Origin of the sequence: Rhizobium sp. T1470, from assembly GCF_042140505.1 — a bacterium.
Lineage (GTDB): Bacteria > Pseudomonadota > Alphaproteobacteria > Rhizobiales > Rhizobiaceae > Rhizobium > Rhizobium favelukesii.
The window spans coordinates 2,407,289-2,422,738 of record NZ_CP148091.1 but is presented as its reverse complement, the minus strand read 5'-3'; the positions used below and the strand labels follow the sequence as shown (position 1 = coordinate 2,422,738).

Below are 15,450 nucleotides of genomic sequence, written 5' to 3'. Positions count from 1 at the left end.
GGATTTTAGCGCAGGACGAAAGATCATGGCGCCGCCACGCCTTTATCTCGATTGGAACGCGACTTCGCCGCTGCATCCGCAGGCGCGCGACGCCGTTCTGCGCGCGATGGATCTGTTCGGCAACCCGAACTCGGTTCACGGCGAAGGCCGAACTGTCCGCGCGGCCATAGAACGTGCGCGGCGCCAAGTGGCGACGCTTGCGGGCGCCGATCCTGCACATGTGATCTTCACGAGCGGCGCAACCGAAGCGGCCAATATGGTCCTGACGCCCGAGTTCAGGATGGGGCGGACGCCGCTCGCAATCGGCCAACTTTACTACTCGGCCGTCGAGCATCCCGCGGTGCGCGAAGGCGGCCGGTTTTCGAAGGAACAAACGACGGAAATTCCTGTTACCGAGGCCGGTGTCGTCGATCTCGATGCGCTTGGCACTTTGCTCGCTGCTCATGACAAATCGAGTGGCTTGCCGATGGTCGCGGTTATGCTTGTTAACAACGAGACCGGTATCGTTCAGCCGATCGCCGACGTTGCGAAGATCGTACAGGCGCATGGTGGTCTGCTTGTCGTCGATGCTGTGCAGGCAGCGGGTCGTTTGAAGCTCGATATCAACGCATTCGGCGCCGATTTCATGATCATCTCGTCGCACAAGCTCGGCGGCCCGAAAGGCACCGGTGCGCTGATCACCCGTGGCGAAGTCCTGATGCCGCGGCCGCTGATCCATGGCGGCGGCCAGGAGAAGGGTCACCGCTCGGGGACAGAGAATTCACTTGCGGTGATCGGTTTCGGCGCCGCCGCCGAAGCCGCCGTTGCGGAATTCCTTCAGCGCAATGAGGCCGTTTCGGCCCTGCGTGATCGATTGGAAACCGGAATGCGAGGGGCTGCGCCTGACGTCGTCATCTACGGCGCCGCGGGACAACGCGTCTCGAATACGACCTTTTTCACCCTTCCGGGGCTGAAGGCCGAGACGGGCCAGATCGCCTTCGATCTCGAAGGTGTGGCGCTCTCGGCAGGTTCCGCCTGCTCCTCCGGCAAGGTCGGGGAAAGCCATGTTCTGGTTGCCATGGGGCGTGACCCCAAGCTCGGTGCTTTGCGCATTTCGTTGGGCTTTGCCACGACCGAAGAGGAGATCGACAAGGCGATTTCCGTCTTTGCGAAAATAGCCGCTCGACGCAAGCCGGCCGGGGAGGCGGCGTGACCGCTTCATAAATTTGCGGAAACGCAAATTTCCGCTTGCCATTCGGGCTGAAAAGTCCCTTTTGGCCACCTACATACAAGGCAAACGATACTGCCCGAACGACAAGCTGCCGGACCTTTTCTCCGGCGAGATTGGAGAATGACATGCCCGCCGTCCAGGAAACGGTCGATCGCGTCCGCGAGATTGACGTCGATCAGTACAAATACGGTTTCGAGACCATCATCGAAATGGACAAGGCACCCAAGGGCCTGTCCGAAGACATCATCCGGTTCATTTCCGCCAAGAAGCAGGAGCCGGAATGGATGCTCGAATGGCGTCTCGAGGCCTACAAACGCTGGCTGACCCTGGAAGAACCGACCTGGGCGCGCGTCAATTATCCGAAGATCGATTTCAACGACATCTATTACTACGCCGCGCCGAAGAGCACGCCTGGCCCGAAGTCGCTTGATGAAGTCGATCCTGAAATCCTCAAGGTTTACGAAAAGCTCGGGATTCCGCTCAAGGAGCAGGAAATACTCGCTGGCGTCGAGAAACCGCGGATTGCCGTCGATGCGGTCTTCGACTCAGTCTCCGTCGTCACGACATTCAAAGAGGAGCTGAAGAAAGCCGGCGTGATTTTCATGTCGATCTCGGAAGCGATCCGCGAGCATCCTGATCTCATGAAGAAGTATCTCGGCACGGTTGTTCCGACGAGCGACAATTACTATGCGACGCTGAACTCGGCTGTCTTTACCGATGGCTCCTTCGTGTTCGTTCCCAAGGGCGTTCGCTGCCCGATGGAACTGTCCACCTACTTCCGCATCAACGAGAAGAACACCGGCCAGTTCGAGCGCACGCTGATCATCGCCGAGGAAGGGGCATACGTTTCTTACCTCGAAGGCTGCACCGCGCCGCAGCGCGACGAGAACCAGTTGCATGCGGCGGTAGTCGAACTCGTTGCACTCGATGACGCCGAGATCAAGTATTCGACGGTGCAGAACTGGTATCCGGGCGACGCACAAGGCAAGGGCGGCATCTACAACTTCGTCACCAAGCGCGGCGATTGCCGTGGTCACCGGTCGAAGATCTCGTGGACGCAGGTCGAAACCGGCTCGGCGATCACCTGGAAATATCCGTCCTGCATCCTGCGCGGCGATGACAGCCGCGGCGAGTTCTACTCGATCGCCGTGTCCAACGGCCATCAGCAGATCGACAGCGGCACGAAGATGATCCATCTCGGTAAGAACACCTCGAGCCGCATCGTCTCCAAGGGCATTGCTGCCGGCGTATCGCAGAATACCTATCGCGGCCAGGTTTCGGCTCACCGCAAGGCGTCGAACGCTCGTAACTTCACACAGTGCGACTCGCTGCTGATTGGCGACAAGTGCGGCGCGCATACTGTGCCATATATCGAAGCGAAGAACTCGACGGCGCAGTTCGAGCACGAAGCAACCACCTCGAAAATCTCCGAGGACCAGCTCTTCTATTGCCTGCAACGCGGCATCCCGACCGAAGCGGCGATCGCCCTGATCGTCAACGGCTTCGTCAAGGAAGTCCTGCAGGAACTGCCGATGGAATTCGCTGTCGAAGCGCAGAAGCTGATCAGCATCTCGCTCGAAGGCAGCGTCGGCTGACGCAACACGACATGAATGCGCGAGGGCGCGTGGATCGCGCCTTTCTCCGATTGCTTTTTATGGGACAAGACCATGCTTGAAATTAAGAACCTGCACGCCCGCATCGCCGAAGACGGCACCGAGATCATCCGCGGCCTGGACCTGACGGTAAAGGCTGGCGAAGTTGCCGCCATCATGGGCCCGAATGGCTCTGGCAAGTCGACGCTCTCCTACATCCTGTCAGGCCGCGAAGACTATGAAGTCACCGAAGGCGACATCCTTTACAACGGCGAGAGCATCCTGGAACTCGATGCTGCCGAGCGTGCCGCCAAGGGCATCTTCCTCGCGTTCCAGTACCCAGTCGAAATTCCCGGTGTTGCCACCATGCAGTTCCTCAAAGTCGCGATGAACGAACAGCGCAAGGCACGCGGCGAAGACGAGCTGAAGACGCCTGATTTCATGCGCCTCGTCAAGGACGCTGCCGGCAAGCTGCAGATCAACACCGAAATGCTGAAGCGTCCGCTGAACGTCGGCTTCTCCGGCGGCGAGAAGAAGCGCGCCGAAATCCTGCAGATGGCGCTGCTGCAGCCGCAGCTTTGCGTTCTCGACGAAACCGACAGTGGTCTCGACATCGATGCACTGAAGATCGTTGCCGATGGCGTCAACGCGCTGCGTTCGCCGGACCGCGCCGTCATCGTCATCACCCACTACCAGCGCCTGCTCGACTATATCGTTCCGGACACGGTTCACGTTCTCTACAAGGGGCAGGTGATCAAGTCGGGCGACAAGACACTGGCGCATGAGCTGGAAGCCAACGGCTACGCCGACATCATCGACGCTGCAGCCTGATCTGGGCGGAAAGGACGGGTCTCATGAACATGCAGACGACGAGCCGCCAGACCACCGCGGAAGCGGCGCTCATCGAGGCTTTCAACAACCAGATCGGCGAATTGCCGGGCGACGGTTCGGTCATCGCCATCCGCGACAGGCTGCTTGACGACCTGAAGAAGGCCGGCCTGCCGACGCGCCGCATCGAGGCCTGGCACTATACCGACCTCAAGACACTGTTGCGCGCCATTCCGGAACAGGCAGGCGACGCCGGCTCGGAAGCCCGCGACCCGCTGGTTGAGGAATCCTCGGTTCTTTCGGTTATTCAGGGTGTGCCAAATCTGAAGGCTTCGGTCGATGGCCTCGACATTTCGGGCTACGCGGCCCAGCTTTCGAACGGCACGGCTGCCATCGGCCTCGGCGCACTCGGCAGTGACGATGCGATCGGCCGCATCAACGGCAGCTTCGTGCGGGATGGCTACGTCATTGACGTCGCCGCCGAAACTGCGCTTGAGGAACCGCTCGAGATTCAGTTCGTTCACGCTGGCGGCCAGACGCACACACGCCTGCCGGTTAGCTTCGGTGCAAACGTAAAGGCGACGGTCATCGAACGTCACCTTGCAGTGACCTCCGATGCCGCCTTCGTGTCTCACGTCAGTGACGTCACGGTTGGCGAGGGTACGGAGCTCACCTGGATCATCATCCAGCAGCAGGGCGCAGCGGATACGCACCTCGGCCAGATCCGTGTTGATCTCGGTGCCGATGCCAAGCTGAAGCTTTTCGTCATCAATGCCGGCGGCAAGCTGGTTCGCCAGGAGTTGCACATCAAGGTAACGGGCGAGGGTGCCGACCTGACGCTTCGTGGTATCAACCTGCTTGGCGCTGAAACGCATACCGACGTTACCATGGTTCTCGGCCATAACGTTCCGCATACGGGCTCCACCGACGTGATTCGCAACGTCGTCTTCGACCGTGCCAAGGGCGTCTTCCAAGGCATGATCCGTGTCGCCCCCGATGCGCAAAAGACCGACGCCAGGATGGCGTGCAACACTTTGCTCATGTCCGACGACGCTGAATTCTCGATGAAGCCGGAACTCGAGATTTTCGCTGACGACGTTCAGTGCGGCCACGGTGCGACGGTTGCCGACATCGACGACAACCATCTTTACTACATGATGGCGCGCGGCATTCCGGAGAACAAGGCGCGCGCAATGCTCGTCAATGCCTTCGTTGCCGAGATCGTCGAAGAGCTCGAAGATGAAGCCCTGGTCGAGTCGCTGGAAAGCGTCATTTCGGCCTGGCTCGAAAAACACGCCTGATCGGATAGCGTCATGGACAAGATAGTTCCGGCAACCTCATATGACGTCGAAGCCATTCGCAAGGATTTTCCGATCCTTGCGAAGGAAGTCTACGGCAAGCCGCTGGTCTATCTGGACAACGGTGCCTCCGCGCAGAAGCCGCAGGCGGTTATAGACGCGATTTCGCACGCCTATTCGAGCGAATATGCGAACGTTCACCGTGGTCTGCATTTCCTGTCGAACGCTGCGACCGACGCGTATGAGGGCGCACGCGAAAAGGTGCGGCGCTTCCTGAACGCGCCTGATGTCAACGACATCGTGTTCACGAAGTCGTCGACGGAGGCAATCAATACGGTTGCCTATGGCTGGGGCATGCCGAAGCTTGGAGAGGGCGACGAAGTCGTCATCTCGATCATGGAGCATCACTCCAACATCGTGCCATGGCATTTCATCAGAGAGCGACAGGGCGCCAAGCTGGTCTGGGTGCCTGTTGATGACGAGGGCGCCTTCCATATCGAGGATTTCGAAAGGAGCCTGACCGAGCGCACGAAGCTCGTCGCCATCACGCATATGTCGAATGCACTCGGCACCGTGGTTCCGGTCAAGGAAATCTGCCGCATCGCGCATGAGCGTGGCATTCCGGTTCTCGTCGACGGGTCGCAGGGAGCCGTCCATATGCCTGTCGACGTACAAGACATCGATTGCGACTGGTACGTGATGACCGGCCACAAGCTCTATGGCCCGTCCGGGATCGGCGTGCTCTACGGCAAGAAGGAGCGGCTTCGCGAGATGCGGCCCTTCCAGGGCGGTGGCGAAATGATCTTCGAGGTGACGGAAGATACCGTGACATACAATGACCCGCCGCATCGCTTCGAAGCCGGGACGCCGCCGATCGTGCAGGCGATTGGGCTCGGCTATGCGCTCGACTACATGGACAAGGTCGGCCGCGAGGCGATCGCCCGCCATGAGGCGAATCTCGCCGCCTATGCCGCAGAGCGCCTACAGGCGGTCAATTCGCTGAGGGTCTTCGGCACGGCGCCGGGCAAGGGCGGCATCTTCTCTTTCGAGCTAGCCGGTCTGCATGCGCATGACGTATCGATGGTGATCGACCGCCAGGGTGTTGCAGTGCGCGCAGGCACGCATTGCGCCATGCCGCTCTTGAAACGCTTCGGCGTCACCTCCACATGCCGGGCGTCCTTCGGGATGTATAATACACGCGCCGAGGTCGATGCCTTGGTCGATGCGCTGGAATACGCGCGCAAGTTCTTTGCTTAAAGGAGTGTCCAAATGAGCCTGGACGAAAGCGAACAGAAGATCGACGTGCGCGAAGGCATCGTGCATTCCAGCATTCCGGCCGATGAACTAGCGCGGCTCAGCGACGATGTGATTTCGGCGCTCAAGACCGTCTACGATCCTGAGATCCCGGCCGACATCTTCGAACTCGGATTGATCTACAAGATCGATATCGAAGACGACCATATGGTGAAGATCATGATGACGCTAACGGCGCCCGGATGCCCGGTAGCCGGCGAGATGCCCGGCTGGGTCGAGAATGCCGTCGGCGCGGTCGAGGGTGTATCCGGCATCGAGGTCGAAATGACCTTCGATCCGCCGTGGACGCCGGACCGCATGTCGGAAGAGGCCCAGGTCGCAGTCGGCTGGTACTAGCATGACGGCGAAACGTTGCAGCCTTTTCGGACAGGCTCATACTGCTGGCTGGTATTGATCGGTTAAGCTGCTGGCACTACATTTGAATCGTGAAACGCCGGACCTTGAATCCGCGCGCGGAAGGAGAGAAGCCGATGGGCTTTGCAATAATGAGCATGACGGAAGCTGCAGCGAACCGCGTGAAAGCGATTGTCGAAAACTCCGGACCGGAGGCCAAGGGCATTCGCGTCGGGATCAAGAAGGGCGGCTGCGCAGGGATGGAATATACCATCGACCTCGTGACCGATCCGAATGCGAAGGACGACCTGATCGAGCGCGGAGGCGCCAAGGTCTGGGTCGAACCGTCCGCGGTGCTCTACCTGCTCGGCACAGAAATGGGCTTCGAGAGCACGACGTTGCGCTCCGGCTTCACCTTCACCAATCCGAACCAGACCTCGGCCTGCGGCTGCGGCGAATCCGTCGAACTGAAACCGGCGGATCTTGCGGCGCTCGCCGCGCAGGGCAACGCCGTCATTCCCGCGCATTGATTGTCACAATCGTTCGAATTCTCGAAAAGGCTGCCGGTTTCGGCGGCCTTTTCATTTTACCTCTTCGCGCTTGCGCCTTAAGGGCTCTCTTTGAAAGTCCGCGGGATTGCCCCTGGGGAAGGGAATCGACTGAACGATGCTACTGCTGTTTGCGAAGGGCGCTCTGCTGGGTGTCATTATCACCGCGCCCCTCGGGCCGATCGGAATGCTCTGTATCAAACGCACACTGGAGCGCGGCTTTCCTGCAGGTTTTTCCTGCGGCCTTGGGACCGCGGTCGGCGATGCCAGTTATGCGCTGGCAGCGGTCACCGGCATCGCTGTCTTCGAGGATACGATGTCGGCAGCGAGACTGCCTTTGGCGATCGTCGGAGGTCTATTGCTTCTCGCGCTGGGTTATCGAGGACTGACGCACGATCCGGTCCAGGCAGCCGATGTCAGGTCGGTCGGGCTCATAGGCACGACGCTTGCGACGTTTTTGCTGACGGTCTCCAATCCGGCCACGATTCTTTCATTCGGTGCGCTATTTGCCGGGTTTGGTCTCACAGAAGAGACACGGCGCTTCAGTTCGGCCGTCATCGTAGGTGGTGTCTTCAGCGGATCGCTTGCCTGGTGGTTCTTTCTGAGCGGAGCGGTCAGCCTTGCCAGGAACAAATTGCCAAGGGATTTCACAACAAAGCTCGTGCGGGGAACAAGCTACCTGTTGATCCTCTTCGGCCTCGTAGCGCTCGCTTCCGGAGGCTATTCGCTCCTTTAAATACGCCTCTGTAACGCCATGGCTCTGGCAGATTGAAGAGAGACGAAATTCGCGACATGCGTGCAGACCTTGGGAAACAATGCGAGCCATTATGATTAAACGCATTCATGTTACGGGCGGCGTGTCGCCACGCTCTCAAGCACGAGCGTCAAATTTTGCCCGCGCCGTTCGATCAGCACATCACGAGGGGGATTGCCAGCATTGCTATAGGCGATACGGATTTGTGGCGATGCGGCGCCAACGCGTTCGAACTCGCGCTTGAAATATGGACCGACCTTCCGCGTGTTGTAGAGGCGAAACGGGTTGAGGCGAGTAGCGTACGTCATCGTTTCCTTGAGATCGATAGGCGGAAGATGTGCGAGAATGTCATGTCGATGCCGCGCTGCAGTCGATGCCTCGAATCCAATCCATATGGCGCAAGCGGCCCAAAAGCCAGACCGGCAGACGCTATCGCTACCGCCTCCTGCGGGGGCATCGTCGGCGCAGGAACCGTCGGTAGCGCCCGTCGGTTGGGCCATCGAATGCCTTGCATGGGAACTCTATTCCCTTCCTTACGCCACCTATACCTATGTGTAGCGCGTGCCCGATTGACCGAGCGGTGGGTGGCGAATAGATTCATCTGTGAAACGATCACCATGCGCAAGGCACGTGTGAAGCGCCTTGTAAACCGGTCGTTTCGTAGGGTCGCACAGCGCCAGTGATGCTACTGAGGCAGCGACAGGAAAGCCAACCACGCAGATTTCACAAGCCAGCTTGTGCGGAGCCGGAGGCTTGCGCGCGCGCAGCTGATTGTTCAACGCTCAGGGAACACCGATCATGATGATGAACCGACGGACTTTCTCAGCGGCACTCGTTGCAGGCGCTGCCGCTTCCCTCATCTCCACCCGTGGCATGGCCGCGCCTGCAGCGCCGGCGAAGGCGCGAAACGTCGTCCTGGCGCACGGGCTGTTTGCCGACGGCTCCTGCTGGACGGAGGTCATTGCGCGCTTGCAGGCCGCGGGGCTCAATGCCACGGCCGTGCAGAATCCGCTGACGACACTGCCGGAGGCCGTCGCCTCGGTGCAGCGCGTACTCGACCGGCAGGATGGTCCGACGGTTCTGGTCGGGCATTCGTTCTCCGGCATGCTGGTTACCGAAGCGGGCGTGCATCCGAGCGTATCGGCACTTGTTTATGTTGCTGCGCGTGCACCTGATGCCGGCGAAGACTACACGGCCCTTGCCAAGACATTTCCGACACCGCCAGCTTCCGCAGGCATCGTTTTTGATGGAGACGAGGGACGACTGACTGAAGCGGCGTTCCTGCGTGACTTTGCGGGAGATCTTCCTGAGGCGAAGGCGAAAGTGCTCTATGCCGTACAGGAGCCGTTCCACAAGGCACTACTCACTGGTAAGACGACGTAGGCAGCATGGCGCTCAAAACAGAGCTGGTATGCCGTTTCCACCGAAGACCGAACGATCAATCCAGACCTCGAACGCTTCATGGCCAAGCGTATGGGCGCCAACACCATCGAGCTGAAATCCAGCCATCTATCGTTGATTTCGCACCCGGACGCCATTGCAGGGTTGATCCTGGAGGCGGCGGGCCAACAGAAGGGATAGCGAAAATCTCCGCTGCTCCCTGCGAACGCCGACACAATGAAAGCGCAACCGAGCGGTCAGCTCTTGATGTCGATGCCGGCCTCGACAGCGGCGGCGATGAAGGCTTTGCGGGCATCGTCGTTGGTGCGCTTGCCCTTGATGACGTCGGCGCAGACCAGTAGGGCCTTGTCGAGTGCCGGCCCGTCTTCGGTCGGCCAGTCCTCGATCATCGCCCAGGAGGCGGCCTGAGTTGTGTCGATGGTCACGTACTGGCCGGGTTCTTCCAGCGCCAAGAGCACTGGCTTTGGCCAGAGTGCCTGGGTGATATCGCTGTCGGATTTTGCCATGGGGTGGGTGACCTGTGTTTGCATCGCGGGTTTTCGGTGGTGCGGATGCTTACGCCTTCCCAACCCCTCCCCACAAGGGGGAGGGACCGAGAGGTGTCGTTATTCAGCCGCTTCCGCGTAGCTTTCGACCGGCGGGCAGGTGCAGATCAGGTTGCGGTCGCCGAAGACGTTGTCGACGCGGTTGACCGGGGACCAGTACTTGTCCACCCGGAAGGCGCCGGGCGGGAAGCAGGCCTGTTCGCGGCTATACGGACGATCCCATTCGCCGACGAGGTCTTCGACGGTGTGCGGGGCGTTCTTCAGCGGATTGTTGACCTTGTCGGAGCGGCCTTCCTCGATGTCGCGGGCTTCCTGGCGGATGGCCAGCATCGCTTCGCAGAAGCGGTCGAGTTCGGCCTTGGTTTCCGATTCCGTCGGCTCGATCATCAGCGTGCCCGCAACCGGCCAGCTCATGGTCGGCGCATGGAAGCCGCAATCGATCAGGCGCTTGGCGACGTCGTCGACGGTGACGCCGGCGCTTTCCACCAGCGGACGGGTGTCGATGATGCACTCATGCGCCACACGTCCGGCCTCGGATTTGTAGAGCACGTCATAGGCGCCTTTGAGCCGTGCCGCGATGTAGTTGGCGTTTAGGATCGCCACCTTGGTCGCCTGCGTCAGCCCTTCGCCGCCCATCATCAGGCAGTAGCTCCAGGAGATAGGCAGGATCGAGGCCGAGCCAAAGGCCGCCGCCGAGACCGCGCCGGAGCGTCCGTCCGTTTCCGGGTGGCCGGGGAGGTAGGGCGCCAGATGCGCCTTGACGCCGATCGGGCCCATGCCGGGACCGCCGCCGCCATGCGGGATGCAGAAGGTCTTGTGCAAGTTGAGGTGGGAAACGTCGGAGCCGATGTCACCAGGCCGGGACAGGCCGACCATGGCGTTCATGTTGGCGCCGTCGAGATAGACCTGGCCGCCGTGGCTGTGCACGAGGTCGCAGATTTCCTTGACGGTTTCCTCAAAGACGCCGTGCGTTGAGGGGTAGGTGATCATGCAGCAGGAGAGATTGTCCGCATACTGCTCGGCCTTGGCGCGGAAATCGCCGAGGTCAATATCGCCGTTTTCGCGAACCTTGACGACGACGACCTTCATGCCGACCATCTGGGCCGAGGCCGGGTTGGTGCCGTGGGCCGAGGTCGGGATCAGGCAGACGTCGCGGTGACCATTGCCGTTGGCGATATGGTAGTTGCGGATCGTCAAGAGGCCCGCATATTCGCCCTGCGCGCCGGAGTTCGGCTGCATGGAGAAGGCGTCATAGCCGGTGACGGCGCAGAGCTTGTCGGTGAGATCGTCGATCATCTCGCGATAGCCGAGCGCCTGGTCTGGCGGCACGAAGGGGTGAATGTCGGAAAACTCGGGCCAGGTGATCGGCAGCATTTCGGCCGTGGCATTCAGCTTCATCGTGCAGGAGCCGAGCGGGATCATCGAGCGGTCGAGCGCCAGATCTCGGTCCGACAGACGCCTGATATAGCGGGTCATCTCGCTTTCGGCGCGGTTCATGTGGAAGATCGGATGCGTCAGGTATTCGCTGGTGCGGGCGAGGCCCTTCGGTAGGCGATAGCTAGGCTCGAAATCGGCAACGGCGAAGTTGGCGCCGAAAGCGCGCCAGACGGCTTCCAGCGTTGCCGGGCGGGTGCGCTCGTCAAGGCTCATGCCGATCTTCGTGGCGCCGACCTTGCGCAGGTTCACACCCTCGGCGACGGCCGCGCGCAGGATGACGCCCTGCATGTGGCCGACATCGACGGTGATGGTGTCGAAGAAGGTTTTCGGCTCGATGGTGTAGCCGAGCTTTTCCAAGCCCTTGGCCATCAGCACGGCCTTCTGATGGACCTGCTGGGCGATCGCCTTGATGCCCTTCGGGCCGTGGAAGACGGCATACATGGAGGCCATGACGGCGAGGAGCACCTGCGCGGTGCAGATGTTCGACGTGGCTTTCTCGCGACGGATGTGCTGCTCGCGGGTCTGCAGCGACAGGCGGTAGGCGCGGTTGCCGCGGGCATCGACCGAGACGCCGACGAGACGGCCGGGCATGGAGCGCTTGTGGGCGTCCTTGACCGACATGTAGGCCGCATGCGGGCCGCCATAGCCGACCGGAACGCCGAAGCGCTGCGAATTGCCGATGGCGATGTCGGCGCCCATTTCGCCGGGCGATTTCAAGAGTGTCAGTGCCAGGATGTCCGCGGCAACGATGGCGATGGCGCCGGTCTGGTGCAGGCGCGAGATCAGGCCGGTGAAATCATGCACGTGGCCGTGCGTGCCCGGATACTGGAAGATGGCGCCAAATACATCGACCGGATCGAGATCGGTGAAGGGGTTGCCGACGACGACGCTCCAGCCGAGCGGCTCGGCGCGGGTCTTGATCAGCTCGATCGTCTGCGGATGGCAAGCGGCGTCGACGAAGAACGCCTTGGCCTTCGACTTCGAGACGCGCTCTGCCATGGCCATGCCTTCTGCGGCCGCTGTCGCTTCGTCGAGAAGCGAGGCATTGGCGACGTCGAGGCCGGTGAGGTCGCAGATCATCGTCTGGTAGTTCAGCAGCGCTTCCAGTCGGCCCTGGGAGATTTCCGGCTGGTAAGGTGTATAGGCCGTGTACCAGGCCGGATTTTCTAGGATGTTGCGCTGAATGACCGGCGGTGTGATCGTGCCGTAGTAACCCTGGCCGATCAGCGAGACGAGGACCTTGTTCTTGTTGGCGGTGTCGCGCAGCTTGTCGAGCGCCTCGCGTTCCGTCATCGGCGCGCCCCAGACGAGCGGCGCCTTCTGGCGGATGGAGGGCGGCACGGTGGCGTCGATCAGGTTGTCGAGGCTGTTGTAGCCGATGACCTTCAACATATCCGTCATCTCGGCAGGAGACGGGCCAATGTGACGACGGTTGGCGAAGTCGTAGGGCTGGTAGTCGGTGAACTGGAATTCTGTCGGCGTCGTCATTACGCGGTGAGCTCCTTGTAGGCCGCCTCGTCGAGCAGGCCATCAGCATCGGCGGCGTTTGCAAGCTTGAGCTTGAAGAACCAGCCGGCGCCCTGCGGGTCCGAATTGACCAGCGACGGATCGGCAGTAATGGCCGGATTGACTTCGGTGATCTCGCCGTCAAGCGGACAATAGACGTCGGAGGCAGCCTTCACGGATTCGACGGTTGCGGCATTGTCGTTCTTGGAGAAGGTGGCACCGACTTCCGGCAATTCGACGAAAACTAGATCGCCGAGCTGTTCAACGGCGTAGGTGGTGATGCCGACCGTCGCGACGCCGCCGTCGATCTTCAGCCACTCGTGTTCTTCGGTAAACTTCAGCATGATTGTTCTCTCCGGAAAAATGTTTCAGCGTTTGTAGCTCGGTGTAATAAAGGGAAGGGCACTGACGGTGACGGGCAGGTACTTGCCGCGCACCTCGGCGTAAACCTGCGTTCCAACGGCTGCCTGGGCGAGCTTGACATAGCCCATTGCGACGGGATGTTCGACGGAGGGGCCGAAGCCGCCAGAGGTCACTTCGCCGATCTCAGACTTGCCTTCTGGATCCGCAAAAAGCTTCGAGTGGCCGCGAACCGGAGCCTTACCCTCAGGCTTCAGACCGACGCGGCGACGAGCTGCACCCTTTTCTAGCTCGGCCAAGATGCGGTCTGCGCCGGAGAAACCGCCGGCACGTGCGCCGCCCGTCTTGCGGGCTTTCTGCATGCCCCATTCGAGCGCTGCTTCCACGGGCGTCGTCGTGGTGTCGATGTCGTTGCCATAAAGGCAGAGGCCAGCTTCGAGGCGCAAGCTGTCGCGGGCACCGAGGCCGATCGGCTGTACGTCCGGATGCTCGAGCAACCGCTTGGCGACATCTTCTGCCTTGTCGGTCGGGATCGAGATCTCGAAGCCGTCCTCGCCACTATAACCGGAGCGTGAAACCAGACAGGATACGTCGTGCAGCCGGCAATGGCGCACGTCCATGAATTTCATCGCGGCGACATCGGCCCAGAGTTCCGCAAGCACTTCGACGGCGCGCGGTCCTTGCAGGGCGATCAGCGCACGATCGAGCAGGATGATGTCGCAGGTGTCGACGATATGCTTCTGGAGGTGAGCAAGATCGGCATCCTTGCAGGCGGCGTTGACGACGACAAAGAGGTGATCGTCGAGATGGGTGATCATCAGGTCGTCTAGAATGCCGCCGTTGTCATCGGTGAAGAAACCGTAGCGCTGTCGACCTTCCGCAAGACCGAGGATATCGACCGGAACGAGGCTTTCCAGCGCAAGGGCGGCGTCCTCATACTTTCCCGATTTTGCCTTGATGACCACCTGGCCCATGTGGGACACGTCGAAGACGCCGGCCGACGTGCGGGTCTGGATGTGCTCCTTCATGACGCCAGCCGGATATTGCACCGGCATTTCATAGCCTGCGAAGGGAACCATGCGGGCGCCGAGCGACAGATGCAGCGCGTGAAGCGGAGTTTTCTTGAGGGCAGTAGTATCGTCCAACGACGCCTCCGGGGTTTGCGCCTGGAATTCCATGCGCGGGCTCAAATCTTCAGACGCGGTTGCGCCTTGCATTTCGAGCCCCCTCTGTCCCTGTGCCTGAGATTGTTATCCCTTCGGCGAGCGTTTCGAGAACGCTTCTCTCCAGAGTTCCGTCTGCCCCTTGCTGGTCCTTTGGCCTGAGAGTTTCCGGGGCGGTTGCTCCTTCGGCACTGGTCGCAGACGACCAGCTTCTCCCAACAAGGTCGGGGGCAATTATCTGGCCATGGCTGTACTTGGCAAGGGGGAATGTCGCCGTCGAACAAATTTTTGTCGCGTGCTCTTGAGGATAGACGGCTACGGGAGAGAGGAACCGGGCAACGTTTAGCTGTCGCTGTAGAGTTCCAGTGCCTGTTTCAACCCGGCCTGCGGCTGCCGTTGCCCCATCGTCATCAGGTCCAAAGCGACTTCCGTCGATTGGATGATATTGGCCGGCTCTTCCACATCTTGGCCGCTCGCAGCCCTGGTTTGACGGTCGGCAGTCCGGCGCGCCTCTTTTGCAGCCGTGCTTGCGGACACGCGCTGCGGAATCCGGAGCGTTTCGAACGCTGCGGCGGCGGTGCTCGCGGAAATCGTGCCGACCAGGACTGTCATGAGGCCAGAATAGAACGTCGGATGTTCTTAACTGGCTAAATTAACTGCCAGCATTTTATGCATCTGAATCTTCCCTGTGGATGATTGGAATTTTCCGTGAGGTGCTTTAGAGCAAATCCATGATGCAAGCCCTCCTTGTCGCCGTCGGCGGCGCAATCGGTTCCGTCCTCAGATATTATGTCGGCCAATGGGCCCTCAGGCTTGCTGGCCCAGCCTTTCCGTGGGGGACACTGACAGTCAATGTCGTCGGATGCTTTGTCATCGGCGTGTTTGCGGAGATGATCGTGCGACGCTTCGATGCGTCGCCGGAGATGCGCCTGCTGTTGATCACCGGCTTTCTCGGTGGATTCACGACCTTCTCTGCATTCACGCTCGATGCCATTTCGCTCTTCGAGCGTGGCGCGGCCGTCTCCAGCGCAGTCTATATCGTCGCCAGCGTCGGCCTGTCGATGGCCGCGGTGACCGCCGGACTGGCGCTCATGCGCGCAATCTTGTGAGATTACGGTTTCCGTTTTCGGCGAAAATGCTCTAAAGCCAGCCGCAAAGGTC

Annotated in this window: 15 protein-coding genes, 1 pseudogene and 2 riboswitches; of the genes and pseudogenes, 10 read left to right on the top strand and 6 right to left on the bottom strand. The window is 60.5% G+C overall.

Annotation, left to right across the window (positions count from 1 at the left end; genetic code table 11):
* Positions 1–25: 25 nt before the first annotated feature.
* The 8 genes from WGT02_RS12285 (at position 26) to WGT02_RS12250 (ending at position 7,859) form a co-directional block, all read left to right on the top strand.
* On the top strand, positions 26–1,192 hold the full coding sequence (locus WGT02_RS12285) for a cysteine desulfurase family protein (protein WP_024312713.1): 1,167 nt from the start codon (positions 26–28) through the stop codon (positions 1,190–1,192).
* 143 nt (positions 1,193–1,335) lie between these two features.
* Entirely contained in the window at positions 1,336–2,805 is a 1,470-nt protein-coding gene (gene sufB, locus WGT02_RS12280) for a Fe-S cluster assembly protein SufB (protein ID WP_208250331.1), read from the top strand.
* A 72-nt stretch (positions 2,806–2,877) separates the two neighbouring features.
* The gene (gene sufC, locus WGT02_RS12275) at positions 2,878–3,633 is read left to right on the top strand and encodes a Fe-S cluster assembly ATPase SufC (RefSeq protein ID WP_208250333.1); all 756 of its coding nucleotides are present in this window, start codon (positions 2,878–2,880) and stop codon (positions 3,631–3,633) included.
* A 23-nt stretch (positions 3,634–3,656) separates the two neighbouring features.
* On the top strand, positions 3,657–4,931 hold the full coding sequence (gene sufD, locus WGT02_RS12270; protein WP_208250335.1) for a Fe-S cluster assembly protein SufD: 1,275 nt from the start codon (positions 3,657–3,659) through the stop codon (positions 4,929–4,931).
* Between the two features lie 12 nt (positions 4,932–4,943).
* A complete protein-coding gene (locus tag WGT02_RS12265) occupies positions 4,944–6,185 on the top strand; it encodes a cysteine desulfurase (RefSeq protein ID WP_024312709.1) in 1,242 nt (413 codons plus the stop codon).
* Positions 6,186–6,197: 12 nt separating this feature from the next.
* On the top strand, positions 6,198–6,578 hold the full coding sequence (locus WGT02_RS12260) for an SUF system Fe-S cluster assembly protein (protein WP_208250337.1): 381 nt from the start codon (positions 6,198–6,200) through the stop codon (positions 6,576–6,578).
* A gap of 134 nt (positions 6,579–6,712) precedes the next feature.
* A complete protein-coding gene (gene sufA / locus WGT02_RS12255; RefSeq protein ID WP_208250338.1) occupies positions 6,713–7,105 on the top strand; it encodes a Fe-S cluster assembly scaffold SufA in 393 nt (130 codons plus the stop codon).
* 136 nt (positions 7,106–7,241) lie between these two features.
* The gene (locus tag WGT02_RS12250; protein ID WP_024312706.1) at positions 7,242–7,859 is read left to right on the top strand and encodes a LysE family translocator; all 618 of its coding nucleotides are present in this window, start codon (positions 7,242–7,244) and stop codon (positions 7,857–7,859) included.
* 110 nt (positions 7,860–7,969) lie between these two features.
* On the opposite strand, the gene WGT02_RS12245 is transcribed toward WGT02_RS12250, so the two are convergent.
* On the bottom strand, positions 7,970–8,185 hold the full coding sequence (locus tag WGT02_RS12245) for a hypothetical protein (RefSeq protein ID WP_208250340.1): 216 nt from the start codon (positions 8,183–8,185) through the stop codon (positions 7,970–7,972).
* Between the two features lie 490 nt (positions 8,186–8,675).
* Here WGT02_RS12245 and WGT02_RS12240 point away from each other — a divergent pair.
* Positions 8,676–9,458: pseudogene (locus WGT02_RS12240) on the top strand (alpha/beta fold hydrolase).
* Between the two features lie 56 nt (positions 9,459–9,514).
* Here the strand turns inward: WGT02_RS12240 and WGT02_RS12235 are convergent.
* From WGT02_RS12235 to WGT02_RS12215, 5 genes are all read right to left on the bottom strand, one after another.
* Positions 9,515–9,784 carry a DUF982 domain-containing protein gene (locus WGT02_RS12235; protein WP_029709861.1) on the bottom strand — a complete coding sequence of 90 codons (270 nt, stop codon included), beginning with the start codon at positions 9,782–9,784 and terminating at the stop codon, positions 9,515–9,517.
* A gap of 99 nt (positions 9,785–9,883) precedes the next feature.
* Positions 9,884–12,748, bottom strand: a complete 2,865-nt coding sequence (gcvP, locus tag WGT02_RS12230) for an aminomethyl-transferring glycine dehydrogenase (protein WP_208250342.1) — start codon at positions 12,746–12,748, stop codon at positions 9,884–9,886.
* The gene (gene gcvH, locus WGT02_RS12225; protein WP_024312701.1) at positions 12,748–13,110 is read right to left on the bottom strand and encodes a glycine cleavage system protein GcvH; all 363 of its coding nucleotides are present in this window, start codon (positions 13,108–13,110) and stop codon (positions 12,748–12,750) included. The genes gcvP and gcvH overlap by 1 nt, the downstream gene beginning before the upstream one ends.
* Positions 13,111–13,134: 24 nt before the next feature.
* A complete protein-coding gene (gene gcvT, locus WGT02_RS12220; protein WP_208250344.1) occupies positions 13,135–14,271 on the bottom strand; it encodes a glycine cleavage system aminomethyltransferase GcvT in 1,137 nt (378 codons plus the stop codon).
* Between the two features lie 74 nt (positions 14,272–14,345).
* Positions 14,346–14,426, bottom strand: a riboswitch (glycine riboswitch).
* Between the two features lie 3 nt (positions 14,427–14,429).
* A riboswitch (glycine riboswitch) is annotated at positions 14,430–14,517 on the bottom strand.
* Positions 14,518–14,631: 114 nt separating this feature from the next.
* Positions 14,632–14,901 (bottom strand): hypothetical protein, encoded by a 270-nt coding sequence (locus WGT02_RS12215; RefSeq protein WP_024312699.1) that lies wholly within the window; start codon positions 14,899–14,901, stop codon positions 14,632–14,634.
* A 119-nt stretch (positions 14,902–15,020) separates the two neighbouring features.
* Between WGT02_RS12215 and crcB the strand changes: the two genes are divergently transcribed.
* Positions 15,021–15,398 (top strand): fluoride efflux transporter CrcB, encoded by a 378-nt coding sequence (gene crcB / locus WGT02_RS12210; RefSeq protein ID WP_208250345.1) that lies wholly within the window; start codon positions 15,021–15,023, stop codon positions 15,396–15,398.
* The last annotated feature ends 52 nt before the right edge of the window (positions 15,399–15,450 follow it).